The sequence below is a fragment of the Pseudomonas fluorescens genome, assembly GCF_004683905.1.
Lineage (GTDB): Bacteria > Pseudomonadota > Gammaproteobacteria > Pseudomonadales > Pseudomonadaceae > Aquipseudomonas > Aquipseudomonas putida_A.
Genome location: NZ_CP038438.1, coordinates 787550 through 808113 on the forward strand (window position 1 = coordinate 787550; position 20564 = coordinate 808113).

The 20564-nt window shown below is 59.8% G+C and carries 15 protein-coding genes and 1 rRNA gene; 4 read left to right on the plus strand and 12 right to left on the minus strand.

Annotation, left to right across the window (positions count from 1 at the left end; genetic code table 11):
• Window positions 1-103 precede the first annotated feature (103 nt).
• The 3 genes from E4T63_RS03505 to E4T63_RS03520 form a co-directional block, all read right to left on the minus strand.
• Window positions 104-1057, minus strand: a complete 954-nt coding sequence (locus E4T63_RS03505; protein WP_003221371.1) for an adenosine deaminase — start codon at window positions 1055-1057, stop codon at window positions 104-106.
• Window positions 1058-1139: 82 nt separating this feature from the next.
• Window positions 1140-2105, minus strand: coding sequence for a 2-oxoglutarate and iron-dependent oxygenase domain-containing protein (locus E4T63_RS03510; protein WP_135294899.1), 966 nt, complete (start codon window positions 2103-2105; stop codon window positions 1140-1142).
• Between the two features lie 144 nt (window positions 2106-2249).
• On the minus strand, window positions 2250-3323 hold the full coding sequence (locus E4T63_RS03520) for a BMP family ABC transporter substrate-binding protein (protein WP_098967079.1): 1074 nt from the start codon (window positions 3321-3323) through the stop codon (window positions 2250-2252).
• 287 nt (window positions 3324-3610) lie between these two features.
• On the opposite strand from E4T63_RS03520, the gene E4T63_RS03525 reads away from it, so the two are divergent.
• Window positions 3611-4702 (plus strand): calcium:proton antiporter, encoded by a 1092-nt coding sequence (locus E4T63_RS03525; protein ID WP_098967080.1) that lies wholly within the window; start codon window positions 3611-3613, stop codon window positions 4700-4702.
• Window positions 4703-4825: 123 nt separating this feature from the next.
• Here E4T63_RS03525 and E4T63_RS03535 read toward each other — a convergent pair whose 3' ends face one another.
• The 9 genes from E4T63_RS03535 to E4T63_RS03580 form a co-directional block, all read right to left on the minus strand.
• On the minus strand, window positions 4826-6184 hold the full coding sequence (locus E4T63_RS03535; protein ID WP_003221377.1) for an 8-oxoguanine deaminase: 1359 nt from the start codon (window positions 6182-6184) through the stop codon (window positions 4826-4828).
• Window positions 6185-6443: 259 nt separating this feature from the next.
• Window positions 6444-7130 carry an SDR family oxidoreductase gene (locus E4T63_RS03540; RefSeq protein WP_095138233.1) on the minus strand — a complete coding sequence of 229 codons (687 nt, stop codon included), beginning with the start codon at window positions 7128-7130 and terminating at the stop codon, window positions 6444-6446.
• 248 nt (window positions 7131-7378) lie between these two features.
• Window positions 7379-8305 (minus strand): ABC transporter permease, encoded by a 927-nt coding sequence (locus tag E4T63_RS03550; protein WP_003221385.1) that lies wholly within the window; start codon window positions 8303-8305, stop codon window positions 7379-7381.
• On the minus strand, window positions 8305-9411 hold the full coding sequence (locus tag E4T63_RS03555) for an ABC transporter permease (protein ID WP_135294900.1): 1107 nt from the start codon (window positions 9409-9411) through the stop codon (window positions 8305-8307). The genes E4T63_RS03550 and E4T63_RS03555 overlap by 1 nt, the downstream gene beginning before the upstream one ends.
• Before the next feature lie 15 nt (window positions 9412-9426).
• On the minus strand, window positions 9427-10974 hold the full coding sequence (locus tag E4T63_RS03560) for an ABC transporter ATP-binding protein (RefSeq protein WP_135294901.1): 1548 nt from the start codon (window positions 10972-10974) through the stop codon (window positions 9427-9429).
• Between the two features lie 606 nt (window positions 10975-11580).
• The gene (locus tag E4T63_RS03565) at window positions 11581-12162 is read right to left on the minus strand and encodes an IMPACT family protein (protein WP_135294902.1); all 582 of its coding nucleotides are present in this window, start codon (window positions 12160-12162) and stop codon (window positions 11581-11583) included.
• 7 nt (window positions 12163-12169) lie between these two features.
• Window positions 12170-12820 (minus strand): TetR/AcrR family transcriptional regulator, encoded by a 651-nt coding sequence (locus E4T63_RS03570; protein ID WP_027613646.1) that lies wholly within the window; start codon window positions 12818-12820, stop codon window positions 12170-12172.
• A gap of 87 nt (window positions 12821-12907) precedes the next feature.
• Window positions 12908-14296, minus strand: a complete 1389-nt coding sequence (locus E4T63_RS03575) for a uracil-xanthine permease family protein (protein ID WP_135294903.1) — start codon at window positions 14294-14296, stop codon at window positions 12908-12910.
• Window positions 14297-14418: 122 nt separating this feature from the next.
• Window positions 14419-15339, minus strand: coding sequence for a LysR family transcriptional regulator (locus tag E4T63_RS03580; RefSeq protein WP_007968115.1), 921 nt, complete (start codon window positions 15337-15339; stop codon window positions 14419-14421).
• A 138-nt stretch (window positions 15340-15477) separates the two neighbouring features.
• Between E4T63_RS03580 and E4T63_RS03585 the strand changes: the two genes are divergently transcribed.
• From E4T63_RS03585 to E4T63_RS03600, 3 genes are all read left to right on the plus strand, one after another.
• Window positions 15478-16827: an aspartate aminotransferase family protein gene (locus E4T63_RS03585; RefSeq protein WP_095138240.1), complete on the plus strand. Its 1350-nt coding sequence runs from the start codon at window positions 15478-15480 to the stop codon at window positions 16825-16827.
• Between the two features lie 76 nt (window positions 16828-16903).
• Entirely contained in the window at window positions 16904-18397 is a 1494-nt protein-coding gene (locus tag E4T63_RS03590) for a CoA-acylating methylmalonate-semialdehyde dehydrogenase (protein ID WP_041067919.1), read from the plus strand.
• Window positions 18398-19027: 630 nt separating this feature from the next.
• A 16S ribosomal RNA gene (locus E4T63_RS03600) occupies window positions 19028-20564 on the plus strand.

The following is a 20564-nucleotide window of genomic DNA, read 5'->3' on the forward strand; positions in this document are numbered from 1 at the left end:
GGAGCGGGCTTGCTCGCGAAGGCGGTGTGTCATTCAACCAATATGTCGACTGACACACCGCTTTCGCGAGCAAGCCCGCTCCCACAGGGGATTTGCTTTGTACTTACGGTTTTACCAGACGCGCATCCAGGCTGTTCTGCGCCAGGCGCTTGGCCTGATCCTGGGTCATGCCCAGGTGTTCATGCAGCGCATGGAAGTTCTCGGTGACGTAGCCGCCGAAGTACGCCGGGTCATCGGAGTTGACGGTGACCTTCACTCCACGCTCTAGCATGTCGAGGATGTTGTGCTGCGACATGTGATCGAACACGCAGAGCTTGGTGTTCGACAGCGGGCACACAGTCAACGGGATCTGCTCGTCGATGATCCGCTGCATCAGGCGCTCGTCTTCGATGGCGCGTACGCCATGGTCGATGCGCTGGATTTTCAGCAGGTCGATGGCTTCCCAGATGTACTCTGGCGGACCTTCTTCACCGGCATGGGCGACGGTCAGGAAACCCTCGTGGCGGGCGCGGTCGAACACACGCTGGAACTTGCTTGGCGGGTGACCCATCTCGGAGCTGTCGAGACCGACGGCGACAAACGCATCACGGAACGGCAGCGCCTGATCGAGGGTTTTCTGTGCTTCGTCTTCGCTCAGGTGGCGCAGGAAGCTCAGGATCAAACCGCTGGTGATGCCCAGTTGCTGTTCGCCATCCTTGAGTGCCGCAGCGATGCCGTTGAGCACCACTTCGAACGGGATGCCCCGGTCGGTGTGGGTCTGCGGGTCGAAGAACGGTTCGGTGTGAATCACGTTCTGCGCTTTGCAGCGCAGCAGGTAGGCCCAGGTCAGGTCGTAGAAGTCCTGCGAGGTGCGCAGCACGTCGGCGCCCTGGTAATACAGGTCGAGGAATTCCTGCAGGTTGTTGAAGGCGTAGGCCTTGCGCAGGGTTTCGACATCGCTCCACGGCAGGGCGATCTTGTTGCGTTCGGCCAGGGCGAACAGCAACTCAGGCTCCAGCGAGCCTTCCAGATGCAGGTGCAGTTCGGCCTTGGGCAGGGCGTTGAGCCAATCGTACATATTCTTTTCTCATCAGGTGCAGATGGCGGCCATTCTACAGATGCGCGCCGAAACAATTGGCAAAACCTGACCAAGCGATCCATCACACCGCTTGCGGCTCGCGCCGATAGGCGTAGGTATCGGCGAAGCGCGACAGCAGGAATTCGGCGCAGGTGGTGGTCGGATATTTCGCCGGATGCTGTGCGTCCTGGCAACCGGGCAGGCATTCGATACGGGTGTCCGGGTGCGGCTCGGCGAAGAACGGCATCGAATAGCGATCCACCCCCAGCGGGCTGATCACCCGATGCGGGGTCGAGCGATAACGGTCATTGCTCCAGCGCGCCATCATGTCGCCGAGGTTGACTACGAAGGTGCCGTCAATCGGTGGCGCGTCGATCCATTCACCGTTGATGTTCTTCACTTGCAGGCCGCCGGCGCTGTCCTGGTAGAGCAGGGTGATGCAGCCGTAATCGGTGTGCGCTCCGGCGCCTTGCTGTTCGGCGCTGCTGGCGGTGTGGCGTGGTGGGTAGTGGATCATCCGCAGTACGCTGACCGGCTCAACGAAGCGCGAATCGAAGAAGTCGCGTTCGATGCCCAGCGCAATCGTCATCGCCCGCAGCAAGGTTTGCGCGACGGCCTGCATGTCGAGGTAGTGCTGCTCCATCAGCGCTTCCCAGCCTGCTTGTGCCGGATGACGATTCGGCCCGCGCAGCGGTTTTTCCGCGAGCACGTCGGGATGATCCGCCGGCAAGTGCAGGCCCATGTCGAAGGTTTCCTTGAGGTCGCTGGGTTTGTCCGGGTCGAGCTGTTCGGTGGCGATAGCGCCATAGCCGCGATGGTGGCGGGTCTGGGTGATGTCGATCCTGAGTTTTTCTTCGGTCGGTTGCGCAAAAAAACGCTGGGCGTGGTCGAGCAGCGAGTCGATGCGCTGTGCGGAAATCGGGTGGCCCTTGATGTAGAAAAAGCCCCATTCGCGGCAGGCCTGGTCGATCTGTGCGGCGACGGCGGGCCAGGCGTTTTGGTCGTCGTTATAGAGCGGGCTGATGTCGATGATCGGGAGCTGATCCATACACAATCCTTGAGAACACTGAAGATCCAAATGTGGGAGCGGGCTTGCTCGCGAAGGGGCCGTGTCAGTCGGCACATGCGTTGGCTGATACACCGCTTTCGCGAGCAAGCCCGCTCCCACAGGGGAATGGTGGTGGGGCCGGAATTACTTCGGCATCTCGGCCTTCATCCCTTCCACGTAATAGTTCATCGACGCCAATTCGGCATTGGTTGCGCTCACCCCAGCAGGGATCTTCTCCACGCCGGCCTGATCCTTGATCGGCCCGGTGAACGGTTGCAACTTACCGCTCTTGATGTCGGCAATGATCTGCTCGGCCTCGGCTTTCACTGGTGCCGGTACCAGATCACTGATCGGCAGTTCAACCGTGCCTTCCTTCAGCCCGCCCCAGTAGTCCTGGGATTTCCAGTTGTGGTCGATCACGCTTTGCGTGGCCTGAATGTAGTGCGGTGCCCAGTCGTTGACGATCGAAGTCAGCACCGCTTTCGGGCCGAAGTGCGCCATGTCCGAGGCGTAACCCACGGCGTACACGCCACGCCGTTCGGCGGCCTGGATCGGCGCCGGGCTGTCGGTGTGCTGGAACACCACGTCCACGCCCTGATCGATCAGCGCGTTGGCGGCGTCGGCTTCCTTGCCCGGGTCAAACCACGAGTTGACCCACACCACTTTGATCTCGGTGCCGGGGTTGTACTTGTTCAGCGCCAGCTGGATGGCGTTGATATCGCGGATCACTTCCGGAATCGGGAACGAGGCGACGTAGCCGATCTTCTTGCTCTTGGTCATCTTCGCCGCGAGAAAACCGCCGACATAACGACCCTCGTAGGTGCGCGCGAGATAGGTGCCGAGGTTCTTGTCCTGCTTGTAGCCGGTGGCGTGTTCGAAGGTGACCTTGGGAAACTGTTTGGCGACTTTCAGCGTCGGGTTCATGTAGCCGAACGAGGTGGTGAAGATCAGGTCGTAGTTGTCCTTGGCCATGTTGCGGATCACCCGCTCGGCGTCGGCGCCCTCGGCCACGTTCTCGACGTAATTGGTGCTGATCTGCGCGCCGAATTTCTCCGCCAGTGCCTTGCGCCCCTGTTCATGCTGATACGTCCAGCCGTGGTCGCCGATCGGGCCGATGTAGACGAAACCGACCTTCAGTGGATCGGCAGCGCTGGCGCTCAGACTGATCCCCAGACCGATGGCGGCGCACAGCAGTTTGTGCAGCGGACGTATTTGCATGAATTGGAGCTCCATTTTGTTGTGTGTGGTCAGGGGCAATGCAAATTGCTGACCAACAGGACAACAAACAATCCGAAACCGAGGCGCGGCCTTCGCGAGCAAGCCCGCTCCCACATTGGAATGCGATTCCCTGTGGGAGCGGGCTTGCTCGCGAAGAGGCCGGCAGGAACGATAAAAGTGCATGCCTGAAACCCGCTGCAATCGGTTGGTGCGCTAAGGTGTAACGAAACGTTAGCGCCGCGCCGCAGTCAGTAGCTCATTCGAATCTCTCGGCAAAAAGGCCCGCCATGCTCACGATCCTCAAGCAAGAAAGCTTTCTGCTGCTGGCGGTGATTGCCGCGTGCATCGCCTATCCGCTGGAACACTGGATGCTCCACAGCGGCCAGATCGTCGCGCTGGTCTGCGGTCTGGTGCTGATCGCCTTCATCGTCGCCGCGTCGATGCGCGTTGCCCATCATGCCGAACTGCTCGCAGAAAAAGTCGGCGACCCCTACGGCACGATGATCCTGACCCTCGCTGCGGTGCTGGTGGAAGTGGTGATCCTGGCGATCATGATGAGCAACGAGGCGTCCGCCACGCTGGTGCGGGACACGATCTATTCGGCGGTGATGCTCGACATCAACGGCATCCTCGGCCTCGCCGCGTTGATGGGCGGGCTCAAGCACGGCGAGCAGTCGTACAACGATGATTCGGCACGCAGCTACAGCGTGATGATCCTCACCGCCATGGGCGTATCGATGGTGGTGCCGGAGTTTATTCCGGCGGCCAACTGGAAGATTTATTCAGCGTTCACCATCGGTGCGATGGTGGTGCTTTACGCGTTGTTCCTGCGCATGCAGGTCGGGCCGCACAGTTATTTTTTCAGCTACAGCTATCCGGACAAACGCCGCAAGAAAGAGCCGGTGGAAGATGAACCGAAACCGCTGAGCCTGACCTGGTCGATCGGCATTCTGGTGTTCGGCGTGGTGGTGATCGGCGCACTGGCCGAAGTGATGTCCAAGACCCTCGATCTGGGCCTGGAAGGTACCGGTGCACCGCCGGTGATCACGGCGATTCTGGTGGCGGCGATTTCCGCGGCGCCGGAGATCCTGACGGCGTTGCGTGCCGCGTTGGCCAACCGCATGCAATCGGTGGTGAACATTGCGATGGGCGCGTCACTGTCGACGGTGATCCTCACCGTGCCGGTGATGGAAGCGATGGCGCTGTACACCGGTCAGCCGTTTCAAATGGCGATGACCCCGGTGCAGACGGTGATGATCTTCATCACGCTGATTGTCAGTGCGATCAACCTGAATGACGGCGAGACCAATGCCATCGAAGGCATGACTCACTTTGTGCTGTTTGCGACGTTTATCATGCTGTCGCTGCTCGGTCTCTGAACCCGACGCAAAACAACTGTGGGAGCGAGCTTGCTCGCGAAAGCGGAGTATCAGTCAACTCAAGTACTGACTGACACGACGCCTTCGCGAGCAAGCTCGCTCCCACAGGGATTGGTGATCGGATCAGGTGCCGGCGATCAACTGGCGAGCCGCCTGGCTGTGATCGGCGATCAGACCCTTCAGATCCAGCCCTTCAACCTGGCCGTCCACCACGCGCCACTTGCCGCCAATCATCACCCGATCCGCACGATCGGCACCGCACAACAGCAGCGCCGAAATCGGATCATGGCTGCCCGAGAAACGCAGCTCATCGAGCTTGAACAACGCCAGATCCGCCTGCTTGCCCACCGCCAGCTCGCCAATGTCGGTACGCCCCAACAGGCTCGCCGAGCCTTTGGTTGCCCAGCCGAGCACGCGTTCCGGGGTGATTTTTTCCGCACCATAACGCAGGCGCTGGATGTACAACGCCTGCCGCGCTTCGAGAATCATGTTCGACGCGTCGTTCGAGGCCGAACCATCCACGCCGAGACCGAACAGCGCGCCGGCATCGGTCAGATCGATGCTCGGGCAGATGCCGGAGGCCAGACGCATGTTCGAACTCGGGCAATGGCAGATACCGGTGCCGGCCTGGCCGAGGCGAGCGATTTCATCCGGGTTGAAGTGGATGCCATGGGCCAGCCAGGTGCGCGGGCCGAGCCAGCCGACGCTGTCCAGATAATCCACGGTGCGCAGGCCGAAACGCTGCAGGCAGAAATCCTCTTCGTCGAGGGTTTCCGCCAAGTGCGTGTGCAGACGCACGTCGAGTTTATTCGCCAGTTCGGCGCTGGCCGACATGATTTCCGGGGTCACCGAAAAGGGCGAGCAAGGCGCCAAAGCGATCTGGATCTGCGCACCATCGCCGCGCTCGTGGTACTCGTGAATCAGGCGCTGACTGTCGTCGAGAATCACCTGACCTTCCTGCACGGTCTGCTGCGGCGGCAGGCCGCCGTCCTTCTCGCCGAGGCTCATCGAGCCGCGAGTGAGCATGGCGCGCATGCCCAGTTCCCGCACGGTTTCGACTTGCACGTCTATGGCGTTTTCCAGACCGTCCGGGAACAGGTAATGGTGGTCGGCGGCGGTGGTGCAACCTGACAGCAGCAGTTCAGCCAAAGCCACTTTCGTCGCGAGGGCGAGTTTTTCCGGGGTCAGCCGTGCCCACACCGGGTACAGGGTTTTCAGCCACGGGAACAGCGGCTGATTGACCACCGGCGCCCAGGCGCGAGTCAGGGTTTGATAGAAGTGGTGATGGGTGTTGATCAGGCCCGGCAGGATCACATGCTCGCGGGCATCGAACACTTCGTTGCACGGCGCGGACGGTTGCTGACCGGCTGCCAGCACTTCGACGATCACGCCGTCTTGCAGCACCAGACCGCCACGGGCATCGAGCGCGTTGGCCGTGAAAATGGCGAGGGGATTTTTTAACCAGGTACGGGTCGCAGGCATTGTGGCCGGCTCCTCTGAAAGTGGGGTTCAGGGTTGCCAGCTCAGTGTTGCCCTGTCTGCTGATCCAGGGTCGCCGCGTTGGACGAGGTGCGGAGTTTCAAACAAATCGCCGGATCGGGCAAGCCCAACCCGACAGGACACCGCCATCCCCTTGTAGGAGTGAGCCTGCTCGCGATAGCGGTCTTTCATTCAATATCATCGGTGACGGACACACTGCGATCGCGAGCAGGCTCACTCCTACAAGGAAGATCTGTGGTGCTTACCAGGGAATGGTTTCACCCTTGTAGTTGATGAAGTGATGCCCGCCCTTGCCGGTATACGCATTCACCTGATCAATCAGCCCGCGAGTGCTGGTCTCCACATCCAGGTCAGCCCCTTCGCCGCCCATATCCGTCTTCACCCAGCCCGGGTGCAGCGACAACACGGTGAGTTTCTGCTCGCCCAACTGGGTGACAAAACTGTTGGTCATCGAGTTCAGCGCGGCCTTGCTGGCCTTGTACAGCGCCAGCTCCGGGGCGTCGGGTACGGTGACGCTGCCCAGGCCGGAACTCATGAACGCCAGCACGCCGCTGCCGTCGCGGATCTGCCCGACGAAGCGTTGCGCCAGGTTGATCGGCGCCACGGCGTTGGTGAAAAACAGTTGCCCGACTTCGGCCAGTGTCGCGCCACCCGGGGTTTGCACTTCAGGGCCTTTGACCCCGGCGTTGACGAACAGCAGGTCGAAGGTCTCGCCCTTGAGCTGCTGGCTCAGGGCAATCACCGCTTGCTGGTCGTCCATGTCGAGTTTCTCGATCCGCACCTTGCCCAGCGCTTGCAGCGCCTCGGCCTTTTGCGGATTGCGCACGGTGGCGGTCACTTGCCAGCCATCGGCCAGCAGGGTTTTCACCAACCCGAGGCCCAAGCCACGGGAGGCGCCGATGATCAGTGCGTTTTTTGCCTGGGACATGACTCGGTTCCTTGAAGATTACGGTTCACGGATTCAATGGACACGCCTGACCCAGCCGTAGTTGCAGTACTCGTCGCAACACATCGAGCCGGGTCTCAAAAGAGCTGTTGATCCCGAAGCATACTCCAGGCTCTAGCGTGGTTGCTTCTCGAATTCGCAGGCCGCTCAGCGGTGTTCGCAAATCATGTACACAACATGGACACTGTGGGAGCTGGCTTGCCAGCGATGAGGCCCGTGGCATCACCACCCTAATGCCCGGCCTGCCACGGCTGCCCCAACGACACCGGCGCATACAACCGGGTACGAACGGCATCCCGTGACAACAGCACCAACACCACAATCGTCGCCACATACGGCAGCATCGCCAGCAGACTCGACGGAATCGCCAGCCCCAAGCCCTGCGCCACCAGATGCAGGATGCTGGCGAGGCCAAACAGATAAGCCCCGAGCAACAAGCGCCACACCCGCCAACTGGCAAACACCACCAGCGCCAGGGCAATCCAGCCGCGTCCGGCGGTCATGTTCTCGGCCCACATCGGCGTGTACGCCAGCGACAGATACGCCCCGGCCAAACCGGCCATCGCCCCGCCGAACAGCACCGCCAGCGTGCGCACGGTCAGCACCGGCAGGCCCATCGCACTGGCCGCGTCCGGGTTCTCACCAACGGCCTGAATGATCAGCCCGACACGGCTTTTGATGATCACCCAAGCCACCAGCGCAAACAGCGCGAACGACAGGTACACCAGCAAGTCCTGAGCAAACAGCATGCGCCCGATCAGCGGAATCTCACTCAAGTACGGAATCGCCAACGGCTCGAATCCGGCCAACGGCTTGCCGACCCACGCCGCGCCGACAAAGGTCGACAGGCCCACACCGAAGATCGTCAGCGCCAGCCCGGTCGCCACCTGATTGGCGTTGAACACCAGCGCCACCAGGGCAAACAGCGAAGACAAGAGCATCCCCGCGAGCATCGCCAGCAACACGCCGAGCCACAGGTTGCCGCTGTTGAGGGCGACGATAAAACCGATCACCGCGCCAAACAGCATCATTCCTTCCTGGCCGAGATTGAGCACGCCGCTCTTCTCGCAGATCAACTCACCCAGCGCCACCAACAACAGCGGCGTGCCGCAGCGCACCATGGCGTAGAAAATATTGCTCAGCAGATCGATATCCATCACAGCGCCCCGGCGGTTACGGCGGTGGTCGACGTGCGCCGTGCCCAGCGCAGTTTCAGGCGTGGCCGATAGAGAATCAGCACGTCGCAGGCCAGCAGGAAAAACAGCATCATTCCCTGGAATAGTTGGGTGATCGCTTGCGGCAGATTCAGGGTCATCTGCGCGCTCTCGCCGCCGATGTACAGCAGCGCCATCAACAGGCTTGAGAACAGAATCCCGATCGGGTTCAACCGTCCGAGAAACGCCACGGTGATTGCTGCATAGCCATAGCCCGGCGAGACTTGCGGCACCAATTGCCCGATCGGCCCGGTCACTTCGCAAACCCCGGCCAGCCCGGCCAAACCACCGCTGATCAACAGCGCGAGCCAGATCAGATGCTTCTCGCGAAAGCCGACAAAACCTGCGGCACGTTTATCCAGACCTAGCACTTTGATCTGGAAACCGACAAAGCTTTTCTGCAACAACACCCACACCGCAACCAGTGCGAGCAAAGCGAAATACACCCCGGCGTGCACCCGGCCATCCTCCATCAGCAGCGGCAGGCGACTGGCGTCGCCGAACATCGCCGACTCGGGAAAGTTGTAGCCGGCCGGATCCTTCAGCGGCCCGTGCACGCAGAACAGCAACAGGTTCAGCGCGATGTAATTGAGCATGATGCTGGTGAGGATTTCGTTGGCGTTGAAGCGCGTGCGCAGCCATGCCGTCAGCCCGGCCCAAGCGGCCCCGGCGAAAGTGCCGGTGAGCAGAATCAGCACCAGCGCCCAACGGCTTTGCAGGTCGATGATGTTCACCGCCAAGGCACTGCCGGCGAGTGCGCCGAGGAGCAATTGGCCTTCGGCGCCGATGTTCCAGATTCGCGCTTGATAAGCCACCGCCAGACCGAGTGCACAAAGCAGAATCGGCAGCGCCTTGACCAGCAGTTCGGAGACGCCATACAGATCGCTGACCGGTGCGATCAACAACGTGTGCAAGGTTTGCAGCGGGTCATGTCCCAGAGCGATGAACAACAGCGAGCCGCAACCGAGGGTCAGCAGTGCTGCCAGCAACGGCGAGCACCACAACATCAGGCGCGATTGTTGGCCACGGGGTTCGAGGGAAAGCAGCATGTTGGGAAAACTCCGTCAGGCCGTGGCCGATGAATGCGTGGGGTTGATGTGCCCGGCCATCCAGCTGCCGACATCGCTCAGCAGGGTGTCGGTGGTGTTCTGCAGCGGCGACAGACGCCCGGCGCACAGGGCGCCGAGGCGGTCGCTGATCTGGAACAGTTCGTCGAGGTCTTCGGAGATCACCAGGATCGCCGCGCCGGCATCGCGCAGGGCAATCAGCGCGCGGTGAATGGTCGCCGCCGCGCCCACGTCGACGCCCCAAGTCGGGTGCGCGGCGATCAGCAGTTTCGGTTGCTGGAGAATTTCCCGGCCGAGAATGAATTTCTGCAGATTGCCGCCGGACAGGCTGCGCGCGGCCGCGTGAGTGCCCGGGGTTTTCACCCCGAAGCGCTGAATGATCTGTTGGGCGAGGGCTTCGACTTTACTGCGCTCGATCAAACCGTTGCGCACCAGCCCCTGTTGAAAGGCCGTGAGCAAGGCGTTGTCGGCAAGGCTCAGTTCCGGCACTGCGCCGTGGCCCAGGCGTTCTGCCGGGACGAACGCCAGACCGAGTTGGCGCCGCGCATCCGGACGCAAATCGGCGACCGCTTGCCCGGCGAAACAAATGGTTGTCGCGCTGTCGCGGGGCAGGGTTTGTTCACCGCTGAGCAGGGCGAGCAACTCATCCTGGCCATTGCCCGCGACCCCGGCGATACCGACGATTTCGCCGCCGCGCACTTGCAGGTTGATGTCGCTCAACGAGCAGCCGAAGGGATCGGGGTTGTGCCAGCTCAAGCCGTTGACCTGTAGAAAGTCCGCGCCGCCACTGACCTTCGGATATTCGCCGATCAACGCCGCCGCTTCGCCGACCATCATCTGCGCCAATTGCTGATCCGAGCATTCGGCCGGCCGGCAATGCCCGGCGACCCGCCCGCCGCGCAAAACCGTGGCGTTATGGCACAGGGCGCGCACTTCCGCGAGCTTGTGGCTGATAAACAGAATGCTGCAGCCCTCTGCGGCGAGGCGGCGCAGGGTGATGAACAGTTCGTCGGCCTCTTGTGGCGTCAGCACCGACGTCGGCTCGTCGAGGATCAGCAGGCGAATGTCCTGCATCAGGCAGCGAATGATCTCCACTCGTTGCCGCTCGCCAATCGACAGGCTGTGGACAAGTCGCTCCGGCTCCAGCGCCATGCCGTAGCGGCGCGACACTTCGCGAATTTTCGGCTCAAGCTGTTTCGGCGTACCGGCCTCGGCGCCCATTGCCAGAGCAATGTTCTGCGCGACGCTGAGGGTTTCGAACAGCGAGAAATGCTGGAACACCATGCCGATCCCCAACTGCCGGGCCTGCGCCGGGTTGCGGATATTCACCCGCTGGCCCTGCCAGAGCATTTCGCCGATATCGGCCTGGGTGACGCCATAGATGATCTTCATCAGCGTGCTTTTACCCGCGCCGTTCTCACCGAGCAGTGCGTGGATTTCTCCCGGCGCGATGCTCAGGTCGATGGCGTCATTGGCCAGACAACCGGGGTAGCGTTTGCTGATCTGGCGCAGTTGCAGGCGCGGCGTTGAATCTGGGCTTGGCATGACAGGCTCGACTGACTTGGAGTTGTGCCTGTGGATAAAGCAATTTCCTGGCCATTGAGTCAGGAACGCCCGCCGTAACTGTTGCCGCGTGCCGGCGGCAGAGCGTCGCGCTGAAAAACGCAGGAGGAGCCGGCACCAATTCAGCGCAAAGCTGTTGATCCGGCTCCATTTTTGCACCGTGACGAACTGGTTAAAAAACGAGCAGCCGGGTCGAAGCTATACAGAACCTGCGACTGCGCCAGCCATGAACGGCTTATCCACAGGTTGTTCCACAGTATTTGTGCGCAATTGGAAATCCTTGGCATAAGCGCTGGGATGCTATCTCCCAATGGTGATAAAAAGCGCTAACTATCTGTTTTTACGTGGGATTTATCTTTTTTCATGCGCAGTGGACGAAAAGTGAGCAAATCGCGCAAAGCCACGTGACAGAAGGGTTACAGCCATATGTGCTCAGGTTATCCACAGTCGGGTGCACAGCAGATGTGGGCAAGTTGCTGGAATAAAGAAATCCGTCGATGCCCTAAAAGATCGCAGCCTTCGGCGGCTCTTACTGGGAAACACTAAGTCCTGTGCAGGAGCTGCCGAAGGCTGTGATCTTTTGCTCTTCTAACGCTGCAGCACAATCCGCCCACGGCTCAAATCCGCCAGTTGCGTTTGCAACAACTCGATCTGCGCCTCACCCACTGCCAACTGCAACTCAACACCATTGGCAGTGAAGTTTTCTTCGACGACCAACCCACCCAGGTCCGCCACCCGCAGCTTCACCAACGCCAACTCGGCAAAGCCGCAGGCACAACTGAGCGGCACACGGCTGATCAACTCGACTTTTGCCGCCGTTTGCAGGCACTTGTTCGCGCCGCCGCCATAGGCTCGGGCCAAACCGCCGGTGCCCAGTTGAATGCCGCCATACCAGCGGATCACCAGCACCGCGACCTGATCGCAATCCTGCGCTTCGATGGCCGCCAGAATCGGCCGTCCGGCGGTGCCGCCGGGTTCGCCGTCGTCGTTGCTGCGGTATTGCGCACCGAGTTTCCACGCCCAGCAGTTGTGCGAGGCATTCAAGTCGCTGTGTTGTTCGAAGAACGCCTGCGCGTCGGCGGGGCTGCCGATCGGCGCGGCGACGGTGATGAAGCGGCTTTTGCGAATCTCTTCGCGGTACTCGCAAAAACCGCTGAGGGTGAAAGGCATAAACGTCTTAAATAGTCGGGGTGAGGCCGCAGCCTTTGAGAATGATGCGGATCAGGTTGTTGCCGGCGTCTTCCATGTCCTGCTTGGTCAGTTTGCTGCGACCGCTGACGCGGCAGATCTGCGTGGCGAAGTCGGCGTAATGCTGGGTGCTGCCCCACAGCAGGAAAATCAGGTGCACCGGATCCACCGGGTCCATCTTGCCGGCATCGATCCAGGCCTGGAACACGGCTGCGCGGCCCTGGAACCAGGCGCGGTAATCCTGGTTGAAATACTCGGTCAGGCATTCGCCACCGCTGATCACTTCCATCGCAAAGATCCGCGAGGCTTGCGGTTGGCGGCGGGAGAATTCCATCTTGGCGCGAATGTAGCGGGTCAGCGCTTCGGCCGGATCATCCTCGGCGGTCAGGGTGTTGAAGGTGCTGTCCCACAGCTCGATGATGTTGCTCAGCACCGCCACGTATAACCCAAGCTTGTTGGTGAAGTAGTAATGCAGGTTCGCCTTGGGCAACCCGGCATTCTGCGCGATGGTGTTCATGCTGGTGCCTTTGTAACCGTGACGGGCGAACTCGTCTTCGGCGGCTTTGAGGATGGTCTCTTCGTTCTTCTGACGAATGCGGCTGGCGGGTTTGCCGCCGTGAGCAGGGACTTCAAAGGTCATAGGCACTTCCGGTTTGTCTGTGGGTGCAACCAGTTGCGTTGATAACGCACCCACAGGCATCCGACAAGTCCTGATGCAATAAAACCGTTACGCCTGTTCGATCTTGTTCAGCGCTGCGGCGGATTCGACGCGGGTGGTTTTCGCCTCCGGCAGCAACAGGCACAGGATGATCGCGGTCAGACCACCGCTGGTGATCGCCGAATCGAACAGGTTTTGCACCAGTTTCGGCAACAGATGCAGAAGGTTCGGTTGCGCGGCAATGCCCAGGCCGACGCCGAGCGAGGTGGCGATGATCAGCATGCTGCGTCGGTCCAGCGGCGACTGCGCGAGGATCCGCACCCCGGCCGCCGCCACGCTGCCGAACATCACCAACGTGGCGCCGCCAAGCACCGGTTTGGGGATCTGCTGCAGCACCGCGCCGATCATGGGGAACAGGCCAAGACAAAACAGAATCGCGCCGATGTACAGCCCGACGTAGCGGCTGGCCACGCCAGTCAACTGGATCACGCCGTTGTTCTGCGCAAACGTGGTGTTGGGGAAGGCGCTGAAGGTGGCGGCGATCATGCAGCTCACGCCGTCACCGAGCACACCACCACGCAAACGACTTATATAAGAGGGGCCGCTGATCGGCTGGCGGGCGAGCATGCAGTTGGCCGTGAGGTCGCCGACGGTTTCGATGGTGCTGATCAGATAAATCAGCGCGACGGGCAGGAAAGCGGTCCAGTCGAAGCTGAAACCGAACTTGAACGGTGTGGGAAGACTGACCAAGGGCAAGTCAGGCAATGCCTGCGGAACCAGTTTCCCGCTGAACCACGCGGCCAGACTGCCGAGCAGCAGTCCGATAATGATGCCCGACAGCCGCACCCACGGCGTGTTCGAGCGGTTGAGCAGGATGATCGTCAGCAACACGAACACCCCCAGCGCCAGATTGCCCGGCGCGCCGAAGTCCGGCGCATTGAATCCACCGCCCAGATCGGTGATGCCGACCTTGATCAGACTGACGCCGATCAGAGTAATAACAATCCCGGTCACCAGCGGCGTAACAACCCGGCGTAATTGACCGATGAAACGGCTGAGGACGATCTGCACCACGGCGCCGAAAAAGCATACGCCGAAGATCATCGCCAGAATGTCTTCCGGGCTGCCGCCACGCTGCTTGACCAGAAACCCGGCCGACAGCACCGCGCCGAGGAAGGCGAAACTGGTGCCCTGCAAACAGATCATCCCGGCGCCGATGCCGAACGGCCGCCGCGCTTGAATAAAGGTGCCGACCCCGGAAACCATCAGCGCCATGCTGATCAGGTACGGCAAGTGTGCGGTCAGACCGAGGGCCGAGCCGATCACCAGCGGTGGGGTGATGATGCCGACGAAACTGGCGAGAACGTGTTGCAGGGCGGCGAGGATTGCGGCGGGTGGTTTTGGGCGGTCGTCGAGGCCGTAGATCAGGTCGCTGGACGGTTCAGAATCTGGCTGCATGGCTTAAGGCTTCTTGTTGAAGGATCGGGGTTGATCCTGCTTTGCAAAAAGCTGTCCACTTGCTCAGGTTATTCAGTGATTTTGTGGTTGAAAACCTGATCTGTCGGGCCTTGCAGGATTTTTCAACGCGTCGCCGCCAGACTCTCCAGAAAACTTTCCAGCACCAAATGAGGGCGCCGCCCCTTGCGCGTGACCGATGCCAGACTCAAATCATAAAAACGTGTCGTCGATTTCAGCGCACGCAAGCGACCTTGCTGCACCCACAGGCTGGCGTAATGATCCGGCAGATAACCGATATAACGCCCGGTCAAAATCAGAAACGCCATGCCCTCACGGTCGGACGCACTGGCGGTGCAATTGAGCGCCTGGTAATGCGCCTGAATCTCCGCCGGCAAACGAAAGGTCGGGGCAATCGCATCCTGGCTATTAAGGCGCTCGTCATCCAGCTGCTTGTCATCCACATAAAACAGCGGATGACCCACCGCGCAATAAAGCAGTGAGCGTTCGCTGTACAACGGCTGATATTCCAGCCCCGACAGTGCGCTGGCCTGCGGCACCACGCCGACATGCAGGCGACCGTCGAGCACGCCTTGTTCGACCTCGTTGGGAGCGATCATGCGAATCTGGATCTGCACGTCCGGCCCGCGTTCCTTCAACTGTGCGAGGGCATGGGTGATGCGCATGTGGGGCAGGGTGACGAGGTTGTCGGTCAGGCCAATGATCAACTCGCCACGCAGGTGTTGGTGCAGGCCGTTGACCTCGGTGCGGAAACTTTCCAGCGCACTTAACAGTTGCAGCGCTGACTGATAAACCTCGCGGCCCTCTTCGGTCAGCGAGAACCCGGCGCGGCCGCGTTGGCACAAACGCAGGCCAAGGCGCTGTTCGAGATCGCTCATCTGCTGGCTGATCGCCGAGCGCCCGATGCCGAGCACGGTTTCCGCCGCCGAGAAGCCGCCGCACTCCACCACGCTGCGGAAAATCCGCAGCAGGCGAATATCAAAATCACTGACCTGGGCCAGCGGATCGGGGCGGCGACTGCTCATGCTGTTGTTCTCATTGTTTAGCAGGCTTCTAACTGAAGGTTAGAAAAGTTGGATTTCACCGACTTTATCCGCATGGCAATTTAGCTGCAACAACGCTTTTTATCTCCCTGATGCTTATGCCCTGCGAGGTTTTGCCCGATGAACATGCCTGAAAACGCGCCGTCGCCACTGGCCAGCCAACTGAAGCTGGACGCGCACTGGATGCCGTACACCGCCAACCGCAACTTCCAGCGCGATCCGCGTCTGATTGTGGGTGCCGAAGGCAGCTGGCTGTTCGATGACAAGGGCCGCAAGATCTACGATTCGCTGTCCGGTCTGTGGACCTGCGGCGCCGGGCACACCCGCAAGGAAATCCAGGAAGCGGTATCCAAACAACTGGGCACCCTCGATTACTCGCCAGGCTTCCAGTACGGCCATCCGCTGTCGTTCCAGTTGGCGGAAAAGATCACTGAGCTGACTCCGGGCAACCTGAACCACGTGTTCTTCACCGACTCCGGTTCCGAGTGCGCCGACACTGCGGTGAAGATGGTTCGTGCCTACTGGCGTCTGAAAGGTCAGTCAACCAAGACCAAAATGATCGGCCGTGCCCGTGGCTACCACGGTGTGAACATCGCCGGCACCAGCCTTGGCGGCGTCAACGGCAACCGTAAGCTGTTCGGTCAGGCGATGATGGATGTCGATCACCTGCCGCACACGCTGCTGGCCAGCAACGCATTCTCCCGTGGCATGCCGGAGCAGGGCGGTATCGCCCTGGCCGATGAGCTGCTGAAGTTGATCGAACTGCACGACGCGTCGAACATCGCGGCGGTCTTCGTTGAACCGATGGCCGGTTCCGCTGGCGTACTGGTTCCGCCTCAGGGTTACCTGAAGCGTCTGCGCGAGATCTGCGATCAGCACAACATCCTGCTGGTCTTCGACGAAGTGATTACCGGTTTCGGCCGCACCGGCTCGATGTTCGGCGCCGAGAGCTTTGGCGTGACCCCGGACCTGATGTGCATCGCCAAGCAAGTCACCAACGGCGCGATTCCGATGGGCGCAGTGATTGCCAGCTCCGAGATCTACCAGACCTTCATGAATCAGCCGACTCCGGAATACGCGGTGGAATTCCCCCACGGCTACACCTACTCGGCCCACCCGGTGGCGTGCGCCGCTGGCCTGGCGGCACTCGACCTGCTGCAAAAGGAAAACCTGGTGCAGAGCGTGGCCGAGGTTGCACCGCATTTCGAAAATGCCCTGCACGGTCTGAAAGGTTCGAAGAACGTCATCGACATCCGTAACTACGGCCTGGCCGGTGCGATCCAGATTGCGGCCCGTGACGGCGACGCCATCGTGCGTCCATTCGAAGCCGGCATGGCCCTATGGAAAGCCGGGTTCTACGTACGCTTCGGCGGCGACACCCTGCAGTTCGGCCCAACTTTCAACAGCAAGCCGCAAGACCTCGATCGTCTGTTCGACGCGGTTGGCGAAGTGCTGAACAAGCTCGACTGATTTTTCCCTCTATATATACCTGCGAATAACAGGCGCCCCATGCGGGCGTCTGTACACAAGAATTCAGGAGTTTTCGATGAGCGTTATCCCGCATTTGATCAATGGCGAACTGGTGACCGAGAACGGTCGCGCGGTTGATGTGTTCAACCCGTCCACCGGTCAGGCGATCCACAAGCTGCCGCTGGCCACCCGCGAAACCATTCAACACGCGATCGACGCCGCCAAGGCTGCGTTCCCGGCATGGCGCAACACCCCTCCGGCCAAACGTGCCCAGGTGATGTTCCGCTTCAAGCAACTGCTGGAGCAGAACGAAGCGCGTATCTCGCAATTGATCAGCGAAGAACACGGCAAGACCCTCGAAGACGCCGCCGGTGAACTGAAGCGCGGTATCGAGAACGTCGAGTTCGCCTGCGCCGCCCCGGAAATCCTCAAGGGCGAATACAGCCGCAACGTCGGCCCTAACATTGACGCCTGGTCGGACTTTCAGCCGCTGGGTGTGGTGGCCGGCATCACGCCATTCAACTTCCCGGCGATGGTCCCACTGTGGATGTACCCACTGGCGATCGTCTGCGGCAACTGCTTTATCCTCAAACCGTCCGAGCGTGACCCAAGCTCGACGCTGCTGATCGCCCAACTGCTGCTGGAAGCCGGTTTGCCGAAAGGCGTGCTGAGCGTGGTGCATGGCGACAAGACTGCAGTGGACGCGCTGATTGAAGCGCCGGAAGTCAAAGCGCTGAGCTTTGTTGGTTCGACGCCGATTGCCGAATACATCTATGCCGAAGGTACCAAGCGCGGCAAACGCGTTCAGGCACTGGGCGGCGCGAAGAACCATGCGGTGCTGATGCCGGATGCGGATCTGGACAACGCGGTCAGCGCGCTGATGGGCGCGGCCTACGGTTCTTGCGGTGAGCGCTGCATGGCGATTTCGGTCGCAGTGTGTGTCGGCGATCAGGTAGCGGATGCGCTGGTGGCGAAACTGGTTCCACAGATCAAGGCGCTGAAAATCGGTGCCGGCACTTCGTGTGGTCTGGACATGGGGCCACTGGTGACCGGTCAGGCGCGGGACAAGGTCAGTGGTTATGTTGATGACGGTGTGGCAGCGGGCGCGACCTTGGTGGTCGATGGTCGCGGCTTGAGCATTCCAGGTAACGAAGAGGGCTTCTTCCTCGGCGGCTGCCTGTTCGACAACGTTACCCCTGAAATGCGCATCTATAAGGAAGAGATCTTCGGGCCGGTGTTGTGCGTGGTTCGCGTCAACAGCCTGGAAGAGGCGATGAAGCTGATCAACGATCACGAATACGGTAACGGCACCTGCATCTTTACCCGTGACGGTGAAGCGGCGCGTCTGTTCTGCGACGAGATCGAAGTCGGCATGGTCGGCGTCAACGTACCGCTGCCGGTTCCGGTGGCTTACCACAGCTTCGGCGGCTGGAAGCGCTCGCTGTTCGGCGACCTGCATGCCTATGGCCCGGATGGTGTGCGCTTCTATACCCGTCGCAAGGCCATCACCCAGCGCTGGCCGCAGCGTGCGAGCCATGAGGCTTCGCAGTTCGCTTTCCCTAGCTTGTAAGTAGCAGGGCATGACAAAGGCCGACCTCTAGAGGTCGGCCTTCGTGTTTTCGGGTTTTTTTGACCGATATGACAGAAATGTGAAAAAAGCGGTTGACGGCAGATTCTGGAGGTCTATAATTCGCCCCACTTCCGGCGCAGTCGAAACGGAAAACTCCTTGAGATTCAACGAGTTACGCAGTTTTCGGCAGCGGCTTGCTTCAGTTCATCGAAGCCTGGAAGGAGTTGAAAGAGCGGTGATGTTTGGCTCTTTTGACGGTTCGATCTTCTCGGTCGAAAGCGGAGAAAAAGAGGTGTTGACAGCAGCGTGTAACGCTGTAGAATTCGCCTCCCGCTAACGAGAGATCGGAAGCGCAAGTGGTTGAAGTTGTTGAAGAATTCTTCGAAAACTTCTGAAAATAATCACTTGACAGCAAATGAGGCTGCTGTAGAATGCGCGCCTCGGTTGAGACGAAAGGTCTTAACCAACCGCTCTTTAACAACTGAATCAAGCAATTCGTGTGGGTGCTTGTGGAGTTAGACTGATAGTCAACAAGATTATCAGCATCACAAGTTACTCCGCGAGAAATCAAAGATGTAACCAACGATTGCTGAGCCAAGTTTAGGGTTTCTTAAAAACCCAAAGATGTTTGAACTGAAGAGTTTGATCATGGCTCAGATTGAACGCTGGCGGCAGGCCTAACACATGCAAGTCGAGCGGATGAAAGGAGCTTGCTCCTGGATTCAGCGGCGGACGGGTGAGTAATGCCTAGGAATCTGCCTGGTAGTGGGGGACAACGTTTCGAAAGGAACGCTAATACCGCATACGTCCTACGGGAGAAAGCAGGGGACCTTCGGGCCTTGCGCTATCAGATGAGCCTAGGTCGGATTAGCTAGTTGGTGAGGTAATGGCTCACCAAGGCGACGATCCGTAACTGGTCTGAGAGGATGATCAGTCACACTGGAACTGAGACACGGTCCAGACTCCTACGGGAGGCAGCAGTGGGGAATATTGGACAATGGGCGAAAGCCTGATCCAGCCATGCCGCGTGTGTGAAGAAGGTCTTCGGATTGTAAAGCACTTTAAGTTGGGAGGAAGGGTTGTAGATTAATACTCTGCAATTTTGACGTTACCGACAGAATAAGCACCGGCTAACTCTGTGCCAGCAGCCGCGGTAATACAGAGGGTGCAAGCGTTAATCGGAATTACTGGGCGTAAAGCGCGCGTAGGTGGTTTGTTAAGTTGGATGTGAAATCCCCGGGCTCAACCTGGGAACTGCATCCAAAACTGGCAAGCTAGAGTATGGTAGAGGGTGGTGGAATTTCCTGTGTAGCGGTGAAATGCGTAGATATAGGAAGGAACACCAGTGGCGAAGGCGACCACCTGGACTGATACTGACACTGAGGTGCGAAAGCGTGGGGAGCAAACAGGATTAGATACCCTGGTAGTCCACGCCGTAAACGATGTCAACTAGCCGTTGGGAGCCTTGAGCTCTTAGTGGCGCAGCTAACGCATTAAGTTGACCGCCTGGGGAGTACGGCCGCAAGGTTAAAACTCAAATGAATTGACGGGGGCCCGCACAAGCGGTGGAGCATGTGGTTTAATTCGAAGCAACGCGAAGAACCTTACCAGGCCTTGACATCCAATGAACTTTCCAGAGATGGATTGGTGCCTTCGGGAACATTGAGACAGGTGCTGCATGGCTGTCGTCAGCTCGTGTCGTGAGATGTTGGGTTAAGTCCCGTAACGAGCGCAACCCTTGTCCTTAGTTACCAGCACGTTATGGTGGGCACTCTAAGGAGACTGCCGGTGACAAACCGGAGGAAGGTGGGGATGACGTCAAGTCATCATGGCCCTTACGGCCTGGGCTACACACGTGCTACAATGGTCGGTACAGAGGGTTGCCAAGCCGCGAGGTGGAGCTAATCCCACAAAACCGATCGTAGTCCGGATCGCAGTCTGCAACTCGACTGCGTGAAGTCGGAATCGCTAGTAATCGCGAATCAGAATGTCGCGGTGAATACGTTCCCGGGCCTTGTACACACCGCCCGTCACACCATGGGAGTGGGTTGCACCAGAAGTAGCTAGTCTAACCTTCGGGAGGACGGTTACCACGGTGTGATTCATGACTGGGGTGAAGTCGTAACAAGGTAGCCGTAGGGGAACCTGCGGCTGGATCACCTCCTTA

Coding starts and splice junctions, on each gene's coding strand:
- E4T63_RS03505 (WP_003221371.1), bottom strand. CDS start 1,057: ATGTACGATTGGCTCAACGCCCTGCCCAAGGCCGAACTGCACCTGCAT.
- E4T63_RS03510 (WP_135294899.1), bottom strand. CDS start 2,105: ATGGATCAGCTCCCGATCATCGACATCAGCCCGCTCTATAACGACGAC.
- E4T63_RS03520 (WP_098967079.1), bottom strand. CDS start 3,323: ATGCAAATACGTCCGCTGCACAAACTGCTGTGCGCCGCCATCGGTCTG.
- E4T63_RS03525 (WP_098967080.1), top strand. CDS start 3,611: ATGCTCACGATCCTCAAGCAAGAAAGCTTTCTGCTGCTGGCGGTGATT.
- E4T63_RS03535 (WP_003221377.1), bottom strand. CDS start 6,184: ATGCCTGCGACCCGTACCTGGTTAAAAAATCCCCTCGCCATTTTCACG.
- E4T63_RS03540 (WP_095138233.1), bottom strand. CDS start 7,130: ATGTCCCAGGCAAAAAACGCACTGATCATCGGCGCCTCCCGTGGCTTG.
- E4T63_RS03550 (WP_003221385.1), bottom strand. CDS start 8,305: ATGGATATCGATCTGCTGAGCAATATTTTCTACGCCATGGTGCGCTGC.
- E4T63_RS03555 (WP_135294900.1), bottom strand. CDS start 9,411: ATGCTGCTTTCCCTCGAACCCCGTGGCCAACAATCGCGCCTGATGTTG.
- E4T63_RS03560 (WP_135294901.1), bottom strand. CDS start 10,974: ATGCCAAGCCCAGATTCAACGCCGCGCCTGCAACTGCGCCAGATCAGC.
- E4T63_RS03565 (WP_135294902.1), bottom strand. CDS start 12,162: ATGCCTTTCACCCTCAGCGGTTTTTGCGAGTACCGCGAAGAGATTCGC.
- E4T63_RS03570 (WP_027613646.1), bottom strand. CDS start 12,820: ATGACCTTTGAAGTCCCTGCTCACGGCGGCAAACCCGCCAGCCGCATT.
- E4T63_RS03575 (WP_135294903.1), bottom strand. CDS start 14,296: ATGCAGCCAGATTCTGAACCGTCCAGCGACCTGATCTACGGCCTCGAC.
- E4T63_RS03580 (WP_007968115.1), bottom strand. CDS start 15,339: ATGAGCAGTCGCCGCCCCGATCCGCTGGCCCAGGTCAGTGATTTTGAT.
- E4T63_RS03585 (WP_095138240.1), top strand. CDS start 15,478: ATGAACATGCCTGAAAACGCGCCGTCGCCACTGGCCAGCCAACTGAAG.
- E4T63_RS03590 (WP_041067919.1), top strand. CDS start 16,904: ATGAGCGTTATCCCGCATTTGATCAATGGCGAACTGGTGACCGAGAAC.